Source organism: Streptosporangium sp. NPDC006930, assembly GCF_040635605.1.
Taxonomy (GTDB): domain Bacteria; phylum Actinomycetota; class Actinomycetes; order Streptosporangiales; family Streptosporangiaceae; genus Streptosporangium.
Map to the genome: position 1 here is coordinate 73,633 of NZ_JBEYID010000009.1, position 18,019 is coordinate 91,651.

The window sequence follows — 18,019 nt, forward strand, 5'->3', positions numbered from 1 at the left end:
GTCCCGACTCATGATCGCAAACCGCGCCGACCCACCTGGAGGGGGCGACTGAGAACCGGGTGACGGAGAAACCTCGTCGGTCACGGCAAGGGACGACGTAGCGCCTCCCGGCGGGCTCCGGTGCACCGGGTCACCGCCGGGAGGCGCTGGATCAGTTCGTCACCTGGAGGTCACTGCCAGCTGTCCAGTCGGCAGCCGTCGGTGGTCTTGCCGTTGTTGCAGTGGTTGAGCTGGAGGGCGTCGAGCTGGTAGACGAAGGTCTGGCCGGCGGGGCTGACCACCGAGATCTGGACGCTGGTAGCTCCGGTCGGGGCGGTCGCCCTGTGCCGGTATTCCGTCCAGGTGCTGGTCAGCGCGGTGGTCGGACCGTCACTGGTGGAGATCAGGGTATTGGACGAGTTGTACCACGACAGGCGCAGTTTCACGTTGCCGGAGGTGGCGGTGGTCATCTTGGCGAAGAACTTGTAGGTCTGGCCGGCGGTCACCGCGGGTTTGCGGGTGACCGATACGACGCCGTCGGCGTGCGACTGCACGTTCATGGTGAGCGACCGGCGGCCGTCGTAGTGCTTGGCCGAGATCTGTGACGTCGGGCCGGGCGGGGTCACCTGGATCCAGCCGCCGCCCGAGACGCTGAACCCGGTCGGGGCGGCGTACGGCGCGTCGGCCTCGACGGTGCGTTCCTGCGCGGTCAGCAGGTCGTTGCTGTAGCCGATGTCGCAGCAGGTGGGGGTGGTGAAGTAGGGCCAGGCCGCGACGTTCACCTTGCGGGTGTCACCGGCCTCATTGCCGGTGTAGAAGGTCGCCGTGGTCTCGCTCGGGTCGTAGTAGTTGTTGAAGTCATGGTCCAGCTGCCAGTCGGAGGTCTGGCTGGACATGACGTCGGGATAGCTGAGGTAGTTGACGGTCTCGGTGACCTTGGGATGGTCCACGTAGAAACTGTCCGCGCCGAGGTGGATCAGTTCGTGCAGCAGGGTGGCGCTGGACCATTCGTCGGCGGTCGCCGCGCACGTCGTCGTGCACCAGGCGGTCGCGGTCCCGTTGAAGTCCTCGAACACCACGTACTTGCGGTTGGCGTTGTCGTATCCCGCCGTGCCGAGATCATCGGTGATCTTGTCCACCGTGGTCTCGCCGCCGATCACGCCGGCCTCGATCTTCTCCGGTATCACCAGCGCGCGGGCGTAACCGGAGTAGGTGCTGGTGTCGTAGCCGGTGCGGCAGCTCAGCTTCAGGTGCTGGTCGTAGTCGGTGGACTCGTCCAGCTCCAGGTCCATCCGGTCGACCAGCTTGGCGATCTGCTCGACCTGGGCCTCGTAGTTGTTCCCTCCGCCGTCGTGCCAGGCGTAGATCACCTGGATGGCCGGGGTGCTCCCGCTCGCGTCCTTGGGGTCGGACAGCGTCGTGGTGCAGCCACGCTTGGGCACGTTGGCGTCCACCGGCAGTGTGTACGGACCGGTGGGTTCGTTGATGTACGGCGGCGCGAATGCGGCCACCGGACTCGCCATCGCCAGAACGACGAGTCCCCCCGCGGCGATCGCCGACATGATGCGACGCAGTTTCAATGACAAAGGTGCTCCTCCCGTTGAGAACCCATGATCGGGAGAGTAATCAGCACCGCTGACGAAACAAATACCTCATTGCAAACATTTTCAGACTTATGAATAAACGTACAGTCTTGCTCTGGTATCGGATTGGCCGTAACTAAAAGTGTAATACCGATAATGGTTCCGCTTGACATCTTTTTCTGACAAAAATCCCGATAGGGAACCTTAAGTGGATTCAATGATGCGTGTCCACAAAAGGATGGTTTGTGCATTTTGCGCCATATGGCGGAGTCGACGGACCGATAGGGGGTCCCGTGGCAAACAGCGAAAACCCAACGGATATGGCTCTGAGCTGGGGTTGCCGAGGGTTTTTCAGGAAGGTTGTTGATCTCCTCGGCTACATCCCCAATGCCCCCTGGAGATTCCGCAGGCGGCGTTGCTGCGGTTGGCGGGCCAGATGGCGGTGTTCCCCGGGATGCTGGAGGCATACGACCGGTCGACGTGGAAGCGGCCACCCGGAGGGGCTCTCGACGGAGGGAGACGGGATGCTCGTCCGCGAACGCGGCGGGGGCCCACGCGGGATCCCGTACGGCTCGGCGGCGATGTGTCTCGGGAAGAGTTCACCGGCTCACGAGAACTGGGGCGATCTGCTCGCCGTGGGCATGACGACCGGATCGTCAGGCCGTACCGGCTGGAATCGGGATGCCGGACCTGAAACCGGCATGTAGCCTGCGCGGGGACTTGGAAAGAGGGAAGCGCAGTGGCACATGTTGAGGTCGGGCATCTGACGTACGTTCTGCCGGATGGGCGGCCGCTGCTGGACGATGTGTCCTTCCGGGTCGGCGAGGGGGTCAAGGCGGCGCTCGTCGGGCCCAACGGGGCGGGTAAGACGACGCTGATGCGGCTGATCGCGGGCGACCTGCAGCCGGTCGACGGGAGTGTCGCCAGCTCCGGTGGCCTGGGCATCATGCGGCAGTTCATCGGCAGCATCCGCGACGGCAGGTCCGTCCACGACCTGCTGGTCAGCGTCGCCCCGCAGCGTGTTCGGCAGGCGGCCGAGCAGCTTGAGGCCGCCGAGCTCGTGATGATGGAGCGCGAGGACGAGAAGGCGCAGATGCGCTACGCGCAGGCCATCACCGACTACACCGACGCGGGCGGCTACGACATCGAGGTGCTCTGGGACACCTGCACGATGGCCGCCCTCGGCATGCCGTACGACGACTGCAAGTATCGCGAGGTCAACACGCTGTCGGGCGGTGAGCAGAAGCGGCTGGTGCTGGAGGCGCTACTGCGAGGGCCCGACCAGACGCTGCTGCTCGACGAGCCGGACAACTACCTGGACGTGCCGGGCAAGCTCTGGCTGGAGCGGGCGCTGCGCGAGACGGCCAAGACGGTGTTGCTGGTCAGCCACGACAGGGAGCTCCTGGCCAACGCGGCCGACCGGATCATCACCGTCGAGTCCGGCAACATCTGGGTGCACGGCGGAGGGTTTCGTACGTACGCCCAGGCGCGCAGGGAGCGCAACGAGCGTCTCGACGAGCTGAAGAAGCGCTGGGACGAGGAGCACGCCAAGATCAAGCGCCTGGTCCTCATGCTGAAGCAGAAGGCCAAGTACATGGACACCATGGCCGCGGCGTACCACTCGGCCCAGACCAGGCTGCGCAGGTTCGAGGAGGCCGGGCCGCCGGAGGCGGCGCCCAAGGAGCAGTTCATCAGCATGCGGCTCAAGGGCGGCCGGACCGCGAAGCGGGCGGTGATCTGCGAGAAGCTGGAGCTCACCGGCCTGATGAAGCCGTTCGACCTGGAGATCTGGTACGGCGAGCGGGTCGCGGTGCTGGGTTCCAACGGCTCGGGCAAGTCACACTTCCTGCGTCTGATCGCCGGGGAGGAGGTCGGGCACACCGGTGTGGCCAGGCTCGGCGCACGGGTCGTCCCCGGCCATTTCGCCCAGACGCACGCACGCCCCGAGCTCATCGGCCGGACGCCCTGCGAGATCGTCATGACCGAGCACGCCCGGCTCAAGAACGAGGCGATGAAGGTGCTGTCGCGCTACGAGCTGGCCGGGACCATCGCCGAGCAGCGCTTCGAGACGCTCTCCGGCGGCCAGCAGGCGAGGTTGCAGATCCTGCTGCTCGAACTGTCGGGCACCACTCTGCTGCTGCTGGACGAGCCGACCGACAACCTCGACCTGGCCAGCGCCGAGGCTCTCCAGGAGGGGCTGGACGCCTTTGACGGGACCGTGGTCGCCGTCACCCACGACCGCTGGTTCGCCGATGACTTCGACCGGTACCTGGTCTTCGGCGCCGACGGAAAGGTCTACGAATCATCCGAACCGGTATGGGACGAGGCCAGAGTGGTCCGGCAGAGGTAAAGACTCCGGCCGTTTCCGGCGTGTCCAGGTGGGCGGGGGGCCGCAGGCCGGTTATCACGGCTAGGTGACGCACAGCACCCGAATCGTCGGCGCCCTCGCCCTCCTCCTCATCGGATGCGCCGGATGCACCGAAGACGAGGAGACGAAGCAGGCCGCCGCGCTCCAACCGCTCGCGGTCAGGGAGCAGGCTTCCTCCATCGTCAAGGGTGACGATGGGTATGTGGTGAATTGGGCAGGAGTGCTCGCCAACACCAACCCGTGGCACTTCGGCGAGCACGTCGTGGCCACCGTGGTGGCCAAGAACTCCCAGGGCAAGGAGGTCGTCCGGCTCGAACAACCGCTGGACGCCGTACCCCCCGCGGGGACGCTCCCCTTCACCGGCCAGGCGGTGGCCCAGGACAAACCGGCCACCGTGAGCATCACGTACCGTCCGGCGCACTGGCACCAGGCGGGCCGGATCGTCTCGGCGTTCCAGCCCTTCCCGATCCGCGAGGTGCTGACCGACCGCACCGCCGACGGCGACTACCTCGTCACCGGCTACGTCGGCACCCCGTACGTGATACCGGCCCGCAGCCTGGCCGTCACCGCGCTCCTGCGCGACAAGCGGGGCAAGCTGCTCGGCGGCGGGAGCACGTTCGTGGACAACGTCCAGGCGGGGCAGAAGCGCCGGTTCATCATGCAGATCAAGAGCGTCCAGAACACCCGCGACATCGCCTCCGCCGAGGTGAGCGCGCGCACCTGGGGATCGAGCAGCCGTCCCTTCGAGCAGCTCGCACTCGGCGGTTCCCTGCCTCTGAACACGGTCAAGCCGAAGATGCCCCCGTTCGCCAAGGACCGGGGCAGGCAGGCGCCCCTCGCGGGTGCCGGCCGTCCGTGAGTGATCGCCGAACGCTCTGACCGGCCCGTGGCCGTTCGTCGGTGATCGCCGAAGGCTCGTCATCGTTCGACTGTGGTCGTTCGTCCGTGGTCGTTCGTCCGTGATCGTCGGATGTTCCGGCCGTCCGCCCGTGGTCGTCCGTCCCTGACCGCGGGGCCGGACGCCCGCGGTCGGGCGACCTTCCCCAGTGCTCCGATATGCACGAACAATTCGGGTCATATAGCAATTCTTTGGTATTTATGATTGTCATTCACGTCGAATTCTTACTTGATTCGATGACATTTTAAAGACAATCGAAGTTGCCGTCCGTGAAGTGCTGCATCCACGGTTACTCGGCGCTTACCTTCGATTACATGACTGACGGTGCCCTGGTCGCAGCGCTGTGTGCGAGGAGTCCCGGAGCCCTCGCCGATCTCTACGACTCATACGCGGAAAGCGTCTACCGATACTGCCGTTCAATGCTCGCCACCTCCGGCGCCGCCGAGTCGGCACTCCTCGACACCCTCGTCGCCGCCGAGGCCCACATTCACGCGCTCACCGACGCCCGTCGGCTGGAGGCGTGGCTGTACGCACTCGCTCGGGGGGAGTGCGTACGGCGTGATCTCGACGAGGGGCACGGCTCGCAGGACCCCGCCCCGGTGGTCGCCGCCGGAGACGACGCGGACCTGCGGGTGATGGCCTGGAACGCCACCCGGAGCCTGTCGCCCGACGACCGGGAGATCCTCGACCTGAGCTGCCGCCACGGCTTCGGCCCCATCGACCTCGCCGCGGTCCTGGGTGTCACCCCCAAGGTCGCGGGCGCGCTGTACGAGTCGGCGAGGGAGCGCCTGCGCGACGTCGTCACCGCGGAGGTCCTCGTCCGCAAGGGGCCCTACGACTGCGCGAGCCGGGCCCGCATGCTGACCGGTTTCGGCGGCGAGCTCACGCCGGAGGCGCGCGAGCGGGTCATCCGTCACGTGAACCGCTGCGACACCTGCGCCCCACACCGGGTCAGGCAGGTCTCCGCGGCGAAGGTCTACGACCTGCTCCCCCTCGTCGCGTTGCCGCCCACGCTGCGCGCGTGGGTGATGAGTCACTTCACCGACCCCGAGCGGGTCCCCTACCGGCGCGACGTCGCCGATCGGGCCGGCCCTCTCGACGGTGCCGGGTTCCCCGTCGACAGGGTTCGCGGGAGCCGTCGCAGGCCCTACGTGCTCGCCGGCGCGGCTGCGGTCGCCGCGATGACGGCGCTGGCCCTGGTCCTGGTCCAGACGGGGATCGGGCCGCAGGGCACGGGGTCCGGTGTCGCCTCGGACGCGTTCCCGGCGGTGCTGGAGCCTTCGGACTCCTGGAGACCAGGAGAATCCCGGCGAGAAGGCGCGCCCGTGACGTCGGAACCCGTCGGGGAGGGGGCGGCCGTCGAGCGGATCGGATCGCTCGGGGTGACGGAGCCGGTCAGTGCCACCGGACCCGAGCTGCGGAGCGACCGGCGGCCGGGAGCACCGGACCCGACCGGCCACCGGGGGGAGAGCGGGTCTCGGCAACCGGGTGACGAACCTCCGGGCGAAGGGCCACCCGGTCCGGTCGATGACGGGTCGTCCGGCGAAGGGGCATCCGATGACGGATCGCCGGATGATGGAGCGGTCGACCGTCCGGCCGCTCCTGCGGAGAACCCGGCCCTGCCCTCTCCACCCCTGTCGCCGGTGCCGCCGGGGTCCCCCGGGATCGGCACGCCGGACAGGCACCACCCGTCCCGTGATCACCACGGACACTCCCCCCGCCGCTGCCGAACTCCTCATCGGCCGGCGAACCCGGCGAACCCGGCGAACCCGGCGCCCCCGTGGACGGCCCCAGGCTCTCCCCAGGAGGACTCGGCACCTCCGCGGGCGAATCCAAGGTCACCGGGCGACGTGACAGGCCCGAGGGGAGGGCGCAGGCCTCCGCGCGCGGCCCCGACACCTCGGCGGACCGACCCGAGACCTCCGCGAGCCGAACCCGGACCTCCGCGAGCGGATCTCCGGCCGCCGTTCACCCATCCGCGACGTTCGCCTGCCAACCCAGACCGCCCGACGTCCGGCCAGGGGCGGATCCCTGACGATTCCCGGCCCGCGTCCACCGGTCCTGGGCGGTCCTTGGAGGGTCCGGAACGGATCTCGACCAGCGCGGATCGCGAGCGGACAGACGTTCGGCGGGAAAACCGTCGCGCATTCGTCGTACAAGGCGCCGGGCGTGAAGATTCGGGGGCCGGGACCCCTGACGGTGGGGATAGTGTGGCGGGCGATGACTACGGTGAGTGAGCGACATGTGTGTGAAGAGTGACGAACGGGAATGCTGAGGTAGGCCGCCTGGCATGCGGTGACGCGTCGCGTCGCGCCGCGTCGCGCGGACAAGACCGCGACACGTGGCCAGACCGCGCAGAGGCGGTGACAAGGGGGACTCCGGGGGGAGACGCATGCATTCAGTCAGACGGCGCCGTCATGCCGCCGCGGTGGCGGGCCTCGCCTGTTGCCTGATCGCCGGGCCGGGGCTCCCCGCCGGCGCTGTTCCCGGCCGGCCGGGACCGGCCGACGACGCCGTACGGGGCGGCGTACCGGCTCCGTCGGCGGGTGAGGTCGCCGAAGCGCGGGCCGTCGCCCGCGAGCGAGGTGAGAGGCTCGGCGCGACCACGGTTCAGGTCGCCGAGGCGCAGGCCAGGCTGGAGGAGCTGGTCGCCGAGGCGGAGCGCCTCGTCGAGTCGTACAACGGGGAGCTGGTCAAGACGGCTCGCGCCAAGGAGCTCGCGGAGCAGGCGGCGGAGCGGGCGAGGACGGCGGGCCTGGAGGTCGGGGAGGCCCGTGAGGCGGTGGCCGCGATCACCGCTCAGAGCTACGGCGGTCTGGACATCACCCAGCCCATGGTGGCGATGATGACCGACAGCGGCGGCCCCATGGACGACGGCTATCTGCGTCGGGCCAGCATCCTGGCCCACATGGGCGGGGGGCAGGCGGAGACGCTCAAGCAGCTGCGGGACGCCCAGGAGGTCTTCGCGATCCTCAAGGCGCAGGCGGACGACGCCTACACCGAGCGACAGGCGGCGCAGGCGAGGGCCGAGGAGGCGAAGCTCGCCGCCGAGGAGGCCGTCGCCGAGCAGGTCGAGGAGACCCGGCGGATCAAGGAGGAGCAGGCTCGGCTGGAGAGGCTGGCCGACGAGGCGCGCGACGCCGCCGACCTGCTCGCCAGGAGGCGCGAGGCGGCCCTGGAGCAGGCCAGAATCGCGAGGGAGAGCGCCGAGCGCGCTCGACAACAGGCCGCCGCGGTGCGCCGAGAGGCGGCGCGGATGGCGGTGGCCTCGGGAGAGCCCGCTTCGCGCTGGGCGCTCAATGTGACGGCCGGTTCCGCCAGGGGCGACATCGCCGCCGACTGGGCGCTCACCCAGCTCGACAAGCCGTACGTGTGGGCGGCCGCCGGGCCGTCCGCCTACGACTGCTCGGGGCTGACCATGCGGGCCTGGGAGCGGGTGGGGGTCGCCCTGGACCACTGGACCGGCACCCAGTGGACCGCGGGCCCGCACGTGCGGCTCAGTGAGCTCCAGCGGGGTGACCTGCTCTTCTACGGGCAGATCACGAGCGATCCCGGAGACATCCACCATGTGGGGATCTACGTCGGCCGAGGGCTGATGGTGCACGCCCCGCAGACGGGTGACGTGGTGAGGGTCGCGCCGATGTGGCGCAGCGATCTTGTCGGCGCGACCCGTCCCGCGTGACGACCGGCCAGAGGACGATCGGCTGAGAGGTGACCGTTCGGAGGGTGACCGGTCAGGGAGTGACTGTTCAGGGGGGCGAACCGTCGGGGAGTGTGAGTCGGTCAGAGGATGATCGGTCAGAGGGCGAACGGTTGGAGAGCGGGCTGAGGACCGGGTAATAATCCGGTCAAGGATCAGTGCTTTCCGTGGGTGTCGTCCTTGGCGCGCTTGATGGAGCGGACGATCTCCTCTTCCGCCTCCACCCTGCCGACCCAGTTGGCGCCCTCGACCGACTTGCCGGGCTCCAGGTCCTTGTAGACCTCGAAGAAGTGCTGGATCTCCAGGCGGTCGAACTCGGGAACGTGGTGGATGTCGCGAATGTGTTCCATCCGGGGGTCGGTGGCGGGGACGCACAGAACCTTGTCGTCGCCGCCCTTCTCGTCGGTCATACGGAACATGCCGACCGCCCGGCACTTGATCAGGCAGCCGGGAAAGGTCGGCTCCTGGAGAAGCACCAGGGCGTCGAGAGGATCACCGTCCTCGCCGAGGGTGTCTTCGATGAAGCCGTAGTCGGCGGGATACTGCGTGGAGGTGAAGAGCATGCGGTCGAGCCTGATGCGGCCTGACTCGTGGTCCACCTCGTACTTGTTCCGTTGCCCCTTGGGAATCTCAACGAGAACGTCGAACTCCACCGCGTTTCCTCCACTCAACCCCCCGGGCACCCCCGGTTGGGCGTTAATGTCTCGTAGGCGTTTTATGCCTTTTGGATACGGATGATGAGAGGACGGCGACGGTAATGCGGCGTGAGCGGTGGGTGGCCTTGGTCACTCTCGTCCTGCTGCAGGTTTTCGTCGTCGCGGCCGGGGCGCACCTGCTCGCCAGTGGTGTGCTGGTCGCGGGTGAGCCTGAGACGGTCGTCGTGTCGGCCAAGCCGCCTCCCGTCCCGGTCATCACCGCGGGTCCGGTGCTGGCTGCGGGGGGGAGCGGCCCTCTCCCCGCCAAGGGTACTTTGGCGGGGCGGCTGACCGAGGCGCTGGGTGACCCCGCGCTGGGACGAAGTGTCGGGGCCGCGGTTCTCGACGCGGAGACGGGCGCCCTGCTCTTCGACAGCGGGGCCGCCACGGGCATCACCCCCGCCTCCACCACCAAGGTCGTCACCGCGGTCGCGTCGATGGCCTCGCTGGGACCCGACGCCAGGCTGAGCACCCGCGTGGTGCGGGGATCCTCGCCGGGCTCGATCATCCTCGTCGGGGGCGGTGACCCCACCCTGGCGAGTCCCAAAACGGCGGCGAGCCCGGTCTACCCCCGGCCCGCCTCGCTCGCCGTCCTCGCCGCACGCACCGCCAGGGCGCTCAAGGAGGCCGGGGTGTCCAAGGTGACGGTCGCCTACGACGACTTCCTCTACACCGGGCCGCGCACCGCCGCCACGTGGAAGCCCGGCTACGTGCCCGAGGGGAGCGTCGCCCCCGTCACGGCGCTCATGGTCGACGAGGGCCGGGTCTCGCGGGGAAGCGACCAGCGGGTCTCCGACCCCTCCCGCACGGCGCACGGCGCGTTCGTGTCGCTGCTGTCGAAGTACGGGATCACGGTCTCCAAGTCCGCCAGACGGTCCAAGGCCCCGGCGGGCGCACAGGAGATCGCGAGGGTCGACTCCGCGCCGGTCTACGCCCTGGTCGAGCGGGCACTCACGCTCAGCGACAACGACCTGTCGGAGGCGCTGGCCAGGCATGTGGCGATCAAGGAGGGGGAGCCGGCCTCCTTCGAGGGCGGCGCCGCGGCCGTCGGCAAGGTGCTGACCAGGCTCGGCGCGGCGAAGGGTGTGCTGGTGTTCGACGGCAGCGGGCTGTCGCCGAAGAACCGCATCGCCCCCGAGGCGCTCGCCCGCCTGGTCGCGGCGGCGGCCTCCCCGGCCAACCCCGGCCTGCACCCGATCATCAGCGGTATGCCGATCGCCGGCTTCAGCGGCACCCTCGGGCACAGGTTCGACAAGCTCCACTCCGCCTACGGGCTGATCCGCGCCAAGACGGGCACCCTCGACGGGGTCAACACGCTGGCGGGCATGACCACCACGCGGGGCGGACGCATGGTGACCTTCGCCTTCATGGCGGACAAGGTCCCGCCCGGCTGGGGCAAGGCGGAGGCGGCCCTCGACAGGCTCGCCGCCGCGGTCGCCGCCGGTTGATCACAGGTTCCGGGTGCGCGACTCGGGGGGAGAGCACGTACGGTGGACGGTATGCAGGTGATCGACTGGGATCTTGCCGTAGCGACCGGAACGCGCCTGGTGCGCCCCGGGCCGCAAGTGAGCCGAGAGGAGGCCCGGCAGGCCGTCGCCGACTTACGGCGGCTCTCGCGCGAGGCCGAGGGGCATGTCCGCGAGTTCACCCGAATCGACACCGAGACCGCGCCGCAGACCGCGACCGTCGTCGACAGACCGGGTTGGATCAAGGCCAACATCGACGGGTTCCGGGTGGTGCTCGAGCCGCTCACCGAACGGATGGCGGCGAGGGGCAGCCAGGCGCCGGCGATCGTGGGCGCCGTGGGTTCACGCATCACCGGGGTCGAGGTGGGCGCGGTGCTGGCCTTCCTCGCCTCCCGCGTCCTGGGGCAGTACGAGCTGTTCCTGCCGCCCGACCCGACAGGCCAGGCGCCCACGGGGCGCCTCACGCTGGTCGCGCCCAACATCGTCCACGCCGAGCAGGAACTCAACGTCAACCCGCGTGACTTCCGCCTCTGGGTCTGCCTGCACGAGGAGACCCACCGGGTGCAGTTCACCGGTGTCCCCTGGCTGCGCGAGTACGTCAGGTCGCAGACGACCGACTTCCTGCTCGCCTCCGACATCGACCTGCCCGCGCTGCTTGAGCGGCTGCGCTCGGCCGCCGGCACGTTCACGGACGTCGTCAGGGGCGGTGAGGGCAACCTGATCGACGCGATCCAGACGCCCGAGCAGAAGGTGATCCTCGACCGGCTCACCGCGGTGATGACCCTGGTCGAGGGGCACGGCGACTACGTGATGGACGCGGTCGGCCCGTCGGTGGTCCCCTCGGTCGCCGACATCCGCGCCAAGTTCCACCACCGTCGCGAGGGCGGGTCCCGTCTCGACCGCACGGTCCGAAGGCTGCTCGGCCTCGACCTCAAGATGAAGCAGTACGCCGAGGGCTCCGCCTTCGTCCGCACGGTCGTGGGACAGGTGGGCATCGACGGCTTCAACAAGGTCTGGTCCTCGCCGGAGACGCTCCCCACCCAGGATGAGATCTCCAATCCCACGCGCTGGATCGCCAGGGTGAACGGCACTCCGGCCATCCCCGCCGGGGGTGCCGTCGGCTGACCGGCAGGGCGGACAATGGCGGGCATGGGTCCGCATCCCGCCGTCGCCGACGTCCGACGCGCCGTACGGCTCGCACTGGGCGACCTGGAGCCCGGTGCTCTCGTGCTGGCCGCGTGCAGCGGCGGCGCCGACTCCCTCGCCCTGGCCGCCGCGCTGGGCTTCACCGCGCCCCGCGCCGGGCTTCGCGCCGGTCTGCTCAGCGTCGACCACGGCCTGCAGGAGGGCTCGGGCGAGCGTGCGGGCGACGTCGTGCGGCTCGCGCCAGGGCTGGGAATCGATCTCGCCGAGGCGCTGCCCGTCTCCGTCGGCACCTCCGGAGGTCCGGAGGCCGCGGCGAGGCAGGCGAGGTACGCGGCTCTGTCCGAGGCGGCGGAACGCCTCGGAGCGGCGGCCGTGCTGCTCGGGCACACCAGGGACGACCAGGCGGAGACCGTGCTGCTCGGGCTGGCCAGGGGGAGCGGCACCAGGTCGCTGGCCGGGATGCCCGCGCGGACCGGGATCTATCGGCGGCCGCTGCTGGAACTCGGCCGCGCGACCACCGTCGCGGCCTGCGCGGCGCTCGGCCTGTCCCCGTGGGGCGACCCGCACAACCTCGACCCGCGCTACACCCGGGTCCGGGTCCGCGAGCGGTTGCTGCCCGCCCTGGAGGACGAGCTCGGCCCCGGTGTCGCCGAGGCGCTCGCCAGGACCGCGTCCCTGTGCCGCGACGACGCCGACGCGCTCGACGCGTGGGCCGGGGAGGTCTACGCCCGCGTCGCCGTGAGGGATTGCGCTCTTAGCGATATCGCGACGGTGACGGTGGCCGTACGGGACCTGGAGGATCTTCCCGTCGCGGTGAGGCGGAGGGTGTTGCGCAGGTCGGCGATCGACGCGGGAGCGCCACCGGGCACACTCGCGGCCTCGCACGTCCTCCAGGTCGACCGTCTGGTCACCGCGTGGCGAGGACAGCGGTGCGTAGAGATGCCCGGGGGGGTGAGGGTGGTTCGCCGGTATGACACCCTGATACTCGCCAGACAGCCAGCCAGCCCCGTTTCGTAAGGAAAATCCCAGGTGGACGCAGCTGACATGGGCCGGGACCTCTCGAAGGTCCTCATTCCCGAGGAAGAGCTCCAAGCCAAGATCAAGGAGCTCGCGAGCCGGATAGACGAGGACTACGCGGGACAGGACCTGCTGATCGTGGGCGTGCTCAAGGGCGCGGTCATGGTGATGGCGGACCTGGCCAGGGCCCTGCGCCTGCCCGTGCAGATGGACTGGATGGCCGTCTCGTCCTACGGGGCGGGCACCAGGTCGTCGGGTGTCGTGCGGGTGCTCAAGGACCTCGACACCGACATCGCGGGACGCCACGTGCTGGTCGTCGAGGACATCATCGACTCCGGTCTCACCCTGTCGTGGCTGGTCCACAACCTGAAGTCGCGCAACCCCGCCTCGGTGGAGATCTGCGCCGCGCTGCGCAAGCCCGACGCGATCAAGGTGCCGATCGACGTGAAGTACATCGGTTTCGACATTCCCAACGAGTTCGTGATCGGTTACGGCCTCGACTACGCCGAGCGTTATCGCAACCTTCCCTTCATCGGAACTCTCGCCCCTCACGTATACGGAGCGGGCTGAAAAGTACGCCCTGCGCGAAGTGTGTCATTCACAAACGGGGACATTGCCCATAGCGGCGGGGAACACGGACCTACCTGACGTACGTTGGTAGGGCAAAGCCGGTCTGTCCGCGCGGTGACCCCGCGCGCCATGCCGGTGTACCTTCGGACAACCGAAGAGGTGGCCTCCCGCTGTCTCTGGGTAGTCAGTTGGAGCGGTTAGGGATACCGCGAGCCCCGGGTTCGCCCGGGGTTGCCAGGCTCTGGTCAGGAAGGGACGGGCCCGCCGGGGTTCCGCATCGGATGGATCTCAAGCGATTTACACGTGGGCCACTGCTGTGGATCCTGGGCATCGTCGTTCTGCTCCTTCTCGTCACCACGATGTGGGGCGGTGAGGGCGACTTCGAGAGGCGAGACACCTCACAGATCGTCAGCTGGATCGACGAGGGCAAGGTCTCCAACGCCAAGATCATCGACAAGGACCAGCGCATCGAGGTCACTCTGACCGACAAGAAGCGCTACTACTCCATGTGGGTGACCGGCCAGGGCATCCAGCTCGCCGACAAGCTGCAGACGGCGGAGGCGGCCAACAAGCTGCCCGGCGGATACAACGTCGAGGTGCCCAGGGAGAACTTCCTTCTCGGGCTCCTGGTGAGCTTCCTGCCGATCGTCATCATCGTGCTGATCTTCCTGTTCATCATGAACCAGATGCAGGGCGGCGGCTCCCGGGTGATGAACTTCGGCAAGTCGAAGGCGAAACTCATCACCAAGGACACCCCCAAGACCACCTTCGCCGACGTCGCGGGTGCCGACGAGGCGATCGAGGAGCTCCAGGAGATCAAGGAGTTCCTGCAGGCCCCGGCGAAGTTCCAGGCGATCGGCGCCAAGATCCCCAAGGGCGTCCTGCTCTACGGCCCGCCCGGGACCGGTAAGACCCTGCTCGCCAGGGCCGTCGCCGGTGAGGCCGGGGTGCCGTTCTACTCCATCTCCGGTTCCGACTTCGTCGAGATGTTCGTCGGCGTCGGCGCCTCCCGGGTCCGCGACCTGTTCGAGCAGGCGAAGGCGAACGCTCCGGCGATCATCTTCATCGACGAGATCGACGCGGTGGGCCGCCACCGCGGTGCCGGTCTCGGCGGTGGCCACGACGAGCGCGAGCAGACGCTGAACCAGCTCCTCGTCGAGATGGACGGCTTCGACGTCAAGGGCGGCGTGATCCTGATCGCCGCGACGAACCGGCCCGACATCCTCGACCCGGCGCTGCTGCGCCCCGGTCGTTTCGACCGCCAGGTCACCGTCGACCGCCCCGACCTGGAGGGCCGCAAGGGCATCCTCAAGGTGCACGGCCGCGGCAAGCCCTTCGCCGAGGGCGTCGACCTCGACATCATCGCCCGCAGGACGCCCGGTTTCACCGGTGCCGACCTGGCCAACGTGATCAACGAGGCCGCGCTGCTCACCGCGCGGGCCGACCAGAAGCTGATCACGATGGAGCTGCTCGAGGAGTCCATCGACCGGGTGATGGCCGGTCCCGAGCGCAAGTCGCGCCTCATGTCGGACCAGGAAAAGAAGATCATCGCGTACCACGAGGGCGGACACGCCCTGGTCGCGCACGCGCTGCCCAACTCCGACCCGGTCCACAAGATCACGATCCTGTCCCGCGGACGCGCCCTCGGCTACACGATGACGCTGCCGATGGAGGACAAGTTCCTCGCGACCCGCTCGGAGATGCTGGACCAGCTCGCGATGCTCCTCGGTGGCCGTACGGCAGAAGAGCTCGTCTTCCACGAGCCCACCACCGGCGCCTCCAACGACATCGAGAAGGCCACCTCCATCGCCCGCCGCATGGTCACCGAGTACGGCATGAGCGAGCAGCTCGGCGCCCGCAAGTTCGGCAGCGGCAACGGTGAGGTCTTCCTCGGCCGCGAGATGGGCCACGAGCGCGACTACTCCGAGAAGATCGCCTCCACGATCGACGAGGAGGTCCGCCGCCTCATCGAGTCCGGCCACGACCAGGCCTGGGAGATCCTCGTCGAATACCGCGACGTGCTCGACAACCTGGTGCTTGAGCTGATGGAGAAGGAGACCCTCTCCCGCGACCAGGTCCTGCAGATCTTCGCCCCGGTCGTCGTCAGGGAGAAGAGGCCTTCCTACTCCGGCTACGGCAAGCGGCTGCCCTCCAACCGCCCGCCGATCCTCTCCCGCAAGGAGCAGTCGGGCAACGGCACGCTTCCCCCGGGCGAGCAGGCCGACGGCAACGGCGCCCTTCCTGCCGGGACGGGCCACCCCGACACCGCACCCAAGGACGTGAACTGAGCGTGGCGGGTGCCAGGCCGCTCCAGGTCGACACGGTCCGGCTGGAAAACGCTGTCCGTGAGATCCTCATCGCCATCGGTGAGGATCCCGACCGCGACGGGCTCCAGGCGACCCCCGCCAGGGTCGCCCGCGCCTACGCCGAGCAGTTCGCCGGGCTGGGGCAGACCCCGGAAGACGTCCTGACCACGGTCTTCGACGTCGACCACGACGAAATGGTGCTCGTCCGCGACATCGAGGTCTACTCGACCTGCGAGCACCACCTCGTGCCTTTCCATGGCGTCGCCCACGTCGGCTACATCCCCAACGAGAAGGGGCAGGTCACCGGCCTGTCCAAGCTCGCCCGCCTCGTCGACGTGTACGCCAGGCGTCCCCAGGTGCAGGAGAGGATGACCTCCCAGATCGCCGACGCGCTCATGAGCGTGCTGGAGCCGCGGGGGGTGATCGTGGTGATCGAATGTGAGCACCTCTGCATGACCATGCGGGGTGTGCGCAAGCCCGGTGCCAAGACGATCACCTCGGCCGTGCGCGGAAGCTTCCGCGACAGTGACAAGACCCGCGCCGAGGCGATGGCCCTCATCATCCGCTGATCGCCTTCGCACGTGCATTCGAGACACACCCCGTCAGGACCGCCGATCGGCGGCCCCGGCGGGGTTTCCGCGTTGTGGAGGGTTGTGGCCGGAAGCCCTGAATCTCCGCCACGGCCGATCGGTGCCTGGTACGTTGCTCGCGTCGGACGCCGCCGGGCGTACGCCGCCCGCGTCCGCAGGAGCTGGAGGAGAACGCATGCCGGCCAGACGTCCCCGAGGGCCGTCCGCCCTGTGACGGGTGTGCGGATTCGTTATGGCACAAGCCGGACCCACGAGACGGGCGTATGGTGCGCAACGCCTAGGCTGGTCGCCATGACGACGTGGAGTGTGCCCGGGCTGCCGGACGCGGGCCGGTGCCTCGTTATGGGCGTGGTCAACGTCACTCCCGACTCCTTCTCCGACGGCGGCAGGTGGTTCGACCCGGTGGTGGCCGTACGTCACGGCCTGGAGCTGGTCGAGCAGGGCGCCGACATCGTCGACGTGGGCGGCGAGTCCACCAGGCCCGGCGCCGCGCGGGTGCCCCTGGAGGAGGAACTGGCCAGGGTCGAGCCGGTCATCAGGGGGCTGAGCCGCGAGGGCGTCACCGTGAGCGTCGACACCATGCGGGCCGAGGTCGCTCAGATGGCCGTGGAGGCCGGGGCGAAACTGGTCAACGACGTGAGCGGAGGGCTCGCCGACCCGGCGATGCCGAGGGTCGTGGCCGCCTCGGGTGTGCCGTACGTGGTGATGCACTGGCGGGGGCACAGTCACGCCATGGACCGCAGGGCCGTGTACGGCGACGTGGTGACCGAGGTGCGCGAGGAGCTCGCCAAGCGGGTCGCCTCCGTGCTGGCCGAAGGCGTGGCCGAGGAGCAGATCGTGCTCGATCCGGGGCTGGGCTTCTCCAAGAACCCCGAACACAACTGGGCCCTGATCGCGGGCATCGACAGGCTCGGAGAGCTGGGATACCCGCTGATCATCGGAGCCTCGCGGAAACGCTTCCTGGGTCGCCTCCTGGCCGACCAGGACGGCGCGCCGCGCCCTTTCAGTCGTAGTGACGATGCCACGCTCGCCGTGACCGCGCTCGCCGCGCAGGCGGGGGCCTGGTGTGTACGCGTGCACGACGTCCGCCCGAACGCGGACGCCGTCCGTGTGGCTGCCGCAGTTCAGGGAGCGAGATCATGAGCGTCGACACCACCGCCGTCGAGACGGTCAACCAGGCGTTCTACACCGCCATCGAGGACGCCGACCTCGACAGGATGACCGAGATCTGGGCCGAGGACATCGAGGGTGAGCAGGTGAGCTGCGTCCACCCCGGCTGGCCGATCGTGAACGGCCGGCAGGAGGTGCTGCGCTCGTGGGCGCTCATCATGGCCAACACGCCCTACATCCAGTTCGTGCTGACCGACGTCCGGGTCATGGTCCTGGGCGACGTCGCCATCCTCACCTGCGAGGAGAACATCCTCACCGCCGGCGACGAGGGTGATGCCAGCTTCGCGGCGGGCAAGGTGGTCGCGAGCAACACCTTCGTGCGGACGTCGGCGGGGTGGCGGCTCTGGCTGCACCACGGCTCGCCCGTGCTGCAGGGGGACGACGAGGACGAGGAGGAGGAGGCCGCGTGATCGACGCCGAGACCCCCTCGTCTCCTGAGACGCCCCTGCGGATCGACGACGGCGTCAGCGACCTGATCGGGGATCCGGCCGACGAGCCGGTGGGCGGCCCGGCCGAGGGTTCGCTTCGAGA

Annotated in this window: 14 protein-coding genes; 12 read left to right on the forward strand and 2 right to left on the reverse strand. The window is 68.9% G+C overall.

Annotated elements, in window-relative coordinates; all coding sequences use genetic code 11:
- Positions 1 to 170: 170 nt before the first annotated feature.
- Positions 171 to 1,565 (reverse strand): carbohydrate binding domain-containing protein, encoded by a 1,395-nt coding sequence (locus ABZ664_RS17700; RefSeq protein ID WP_362510246.1) that lies wholly within the window; start codon positions 1,563 to 1,565, stop codon positions 171 to 173.
- Between the two features lie 736 nt (positions 1,566 to 2,301).
- Between ABZ664_RS17700 and ABZ664_RS17705 the strand changes: the two genes are divergently transcribed.
- The 4 genes from ABZ664_RS17705 to ABZ664_RS17720 all read left to right on the forward strand — a co-directional run bounded on the left by ABZ664_RS17705 (position 2,302) and on the right by ABZ664_RS17720 (position 8,510).
- A complete protein-coding gene (locus ABZ664_RS17705; protein ID WP_362510249.1) occupies positions 2,302 to 3,912 on the forward strand; it encodes an ATP-binding cassette domain-containing protein in 1,611 nt (536 codons plus the stop codon).
- A gap of 64 nt (positions 3,913 to 3,976) precedes the next feature.
- Complete coding sequence (locus tag ABZ664_RS17710; protein ID WP_362510252.1) at positions 3,977 to 4,789, forward strand: hypothetical protein; 813 nt, start codon at positions 3,977 to 3,979, stop codon at positions 4,787 to 4,789.
- Positions 4,790 to 5,142: 353 nt separating this feature from the next.
- The gene (locus ABZ664_RS17715) at positions 5,143 to 7,065 is read left to right on the forward strand and encodes a sigma-70 family RNA polymerase sigma factor (RefSeq protein ID WP_362510255.1); all 1,923 of its coding nucleotides are present in this window, start codon (positions 5,143 to 5,145) and stop codon (positions 7,063 to 7,065) included.
- A gap of 155 nt (positions 7,066 to 7,220) precedes the next feature.
- Positions 7,221 to 8,510, forward strand: coding sequence for a C40 family peptidase (locus ABZ664_RS17720; protein ID WP_362510257.1), 1,290 nt, complete (start codon positions 7,221 to 7,223; stop codon positions 8,508 to 8,510).
- A gap of 173 nt (positions 8,511 to 8,683) precedes the next feature.
- On the opposite strand, the gene ABZ664_RS17725 is transcribed toward ABZ664_RS17720, so the two are convergent.
- Positions 8,684 to 9,181: an inorganic diphosphatase gene (locus ABZ664_RS17725; RefSeq protein ID WP_350941556.1), complete on the reverse strand. Its 498-nt coding sequence runs from the start codon at positions 9,179 to 9,181 to the stop codon at positions 8,684 to 8,686.
- 122 nt (positions 9,182 to 9,303) lie between these two features.
- Between ABZ664_RS17725 and dacB the strand changes: the two genes are divergently transcribed.
- The 8 genes from dacB (at position 9,304) to ABZ664_RS17765 (ending at position 17,898) form a co-directional block, all read left to right on the forward strand.
- Positions 9,304 to 10,671 (forward strand): D-alanyl-D-alanine carboxypeptidase/D-alanyl-D-alanine-endopeptidase, encoded by a 1,368-nt coding sequence (dacB, locus tag ABZ664_RS17730; protein ID WP_362510260.1) that lies wholly within the window; start codon positions 9,304 to 9,306, stop codon positions 10,669 to 10,671.
- Between the two features lie 51 nt (positions 10,672 to 10,722).
- Entirely contained in the window at positions 10,723 to 11,814 is a 1,092-nt protein-coding gene (locus ABZ664_RS17735; RefSeq protein ID WP_362510857.1) for a zinc-dependent metalloprotease, read from the forward strand.
- Positions 11,815 to 11,838: 24 nt separating this feature from the next.
- Entirely contained in the window at positions 11,839 to 12,852 is a 1,014-nt protein-coding gene (tilS, locus tag ABZ664_RS17740; RefSeq protein WP_362510263.1) for a tRNA lysidine(34) synthetase TilS, read from the forward strand.
- A gap of 12 nt (positions 12,853 to 12,864) precedes the next feature.
- Positions 12,865 to 13,422, forward strand: coding sequence for a hypoxanthine phosphoribosyltransferase (gene hpt, locus ABZ664_RS17745; RefSeq protein WP_362510266.1), 558 nt, complete (start codon positions 12,865 to 12,867; stop codon positions 13,420 to 13,422).
- A gap of 281 nt (positions 13,423 to 13,703) precedes the next feature.
- Positions 13,704 to 15,710 (forward strand): ATP-dependent zinc metalloprotease FtsH, encoded by a 2,007-nt coding sequence (gene ftsH, locus ABZ664_RS17750; protein WP_362510269.1) that lies wholly within the window; start codon positions 13,704 to 13,706, stop codon positions 15,708 to 15,710.
- A 2-nt stretch (positions 15,711 to 15,712) separates the two neighbouring features.
- Positions 15,713 to 16,297 (forward strand): GTP cyclohydrolase I FolE, encoded by a 585-nt coding sequence (gene folE, locus ABZ664_RS17755; RefSeq protein WP_362510272.1) that lies wholly within the window; start codon positions 15,713 to 15,715, stop codon positions 16,295 to 16,297.
- Positions 16,298 to 16,609: 312 nt separating this feature from the next.
- Complete coding sequence (gene folP / locus ABZ664_RS17760) at positions 16,610 to 17,461, forward strand: dihydropteroate synthase (RefSeq protein WP_362510275.1); 852 nt, start codon at positions 16,610 to 16,612, stop codon at positions 17,459 to 17,461.
- Positions 17,458 to 17,898, forward strand: coding sequence for a nuclear transport factor 2 family protein (locus ABZ664_RS17765; protein WP_362510278.1), 441 nt, complete (start codon positions 17,458 to 17,460; stop codon positions 17,896 to 17,898). The genes folP and ABZ664_RS17765 overlap by 4 nt, the downstream gene beginning before the upstream one ends.
- Positions 17,899 to 18,019: the final 121 nt, after the last annotated feature.

Bases quoted from the DNA above. Each gene is read 5' to 3' on its own strand.
- ABZ664_RS17715 (WP_362510255.1), top strand. From the start codon at position 5,143: ATGACTGACGGTGCCCTGGTCGCAGCGCTGTGTGCGAGGAGTCCCGGA.
- ABZ664_RS17720 (WP_362510257.1), top strand. From the start codon at position 7,221: ATGCATTCAGTCAGACGGCGCCGTCATGCCGCCGCGGTGGCGGGCCTC.
- ABZ664_RS17735 (WP_362510857.1), top strand. From the start codon at position 10,723: ATGCAGGTGATCGACTGGGATCTTGCCGTAGCGACCGGAACGCGCCTG.
- tilS (WP_362510263.1), top strand. From the start codon at position 11,839: ATGGGTCCGCATCCCGCCGTCGCCGACGTCCGACGCGCCGTACGGCTC.
- ftsH (WP_362510269.1), top strand. From the start codon at position 13,704: ATGGATCTCAAGCGATTTACACGTGGGCCACTGCTGTGGATCCTGGGC.
- folP (WP_362510275.1), top strand. From the start codon at position 16,610: ATGACGACGTGGAGTGTGCCCGGGCTGCCGGACGCGGGCCGGTGCCTC.
- ABZ664_RS17765 (WP_362510278.1), top strand. From the start codon at position 17,458: ATGAGCGTCGACACCACCGCCGTCGAGACGGTCAACCAGGCGTTCTAC.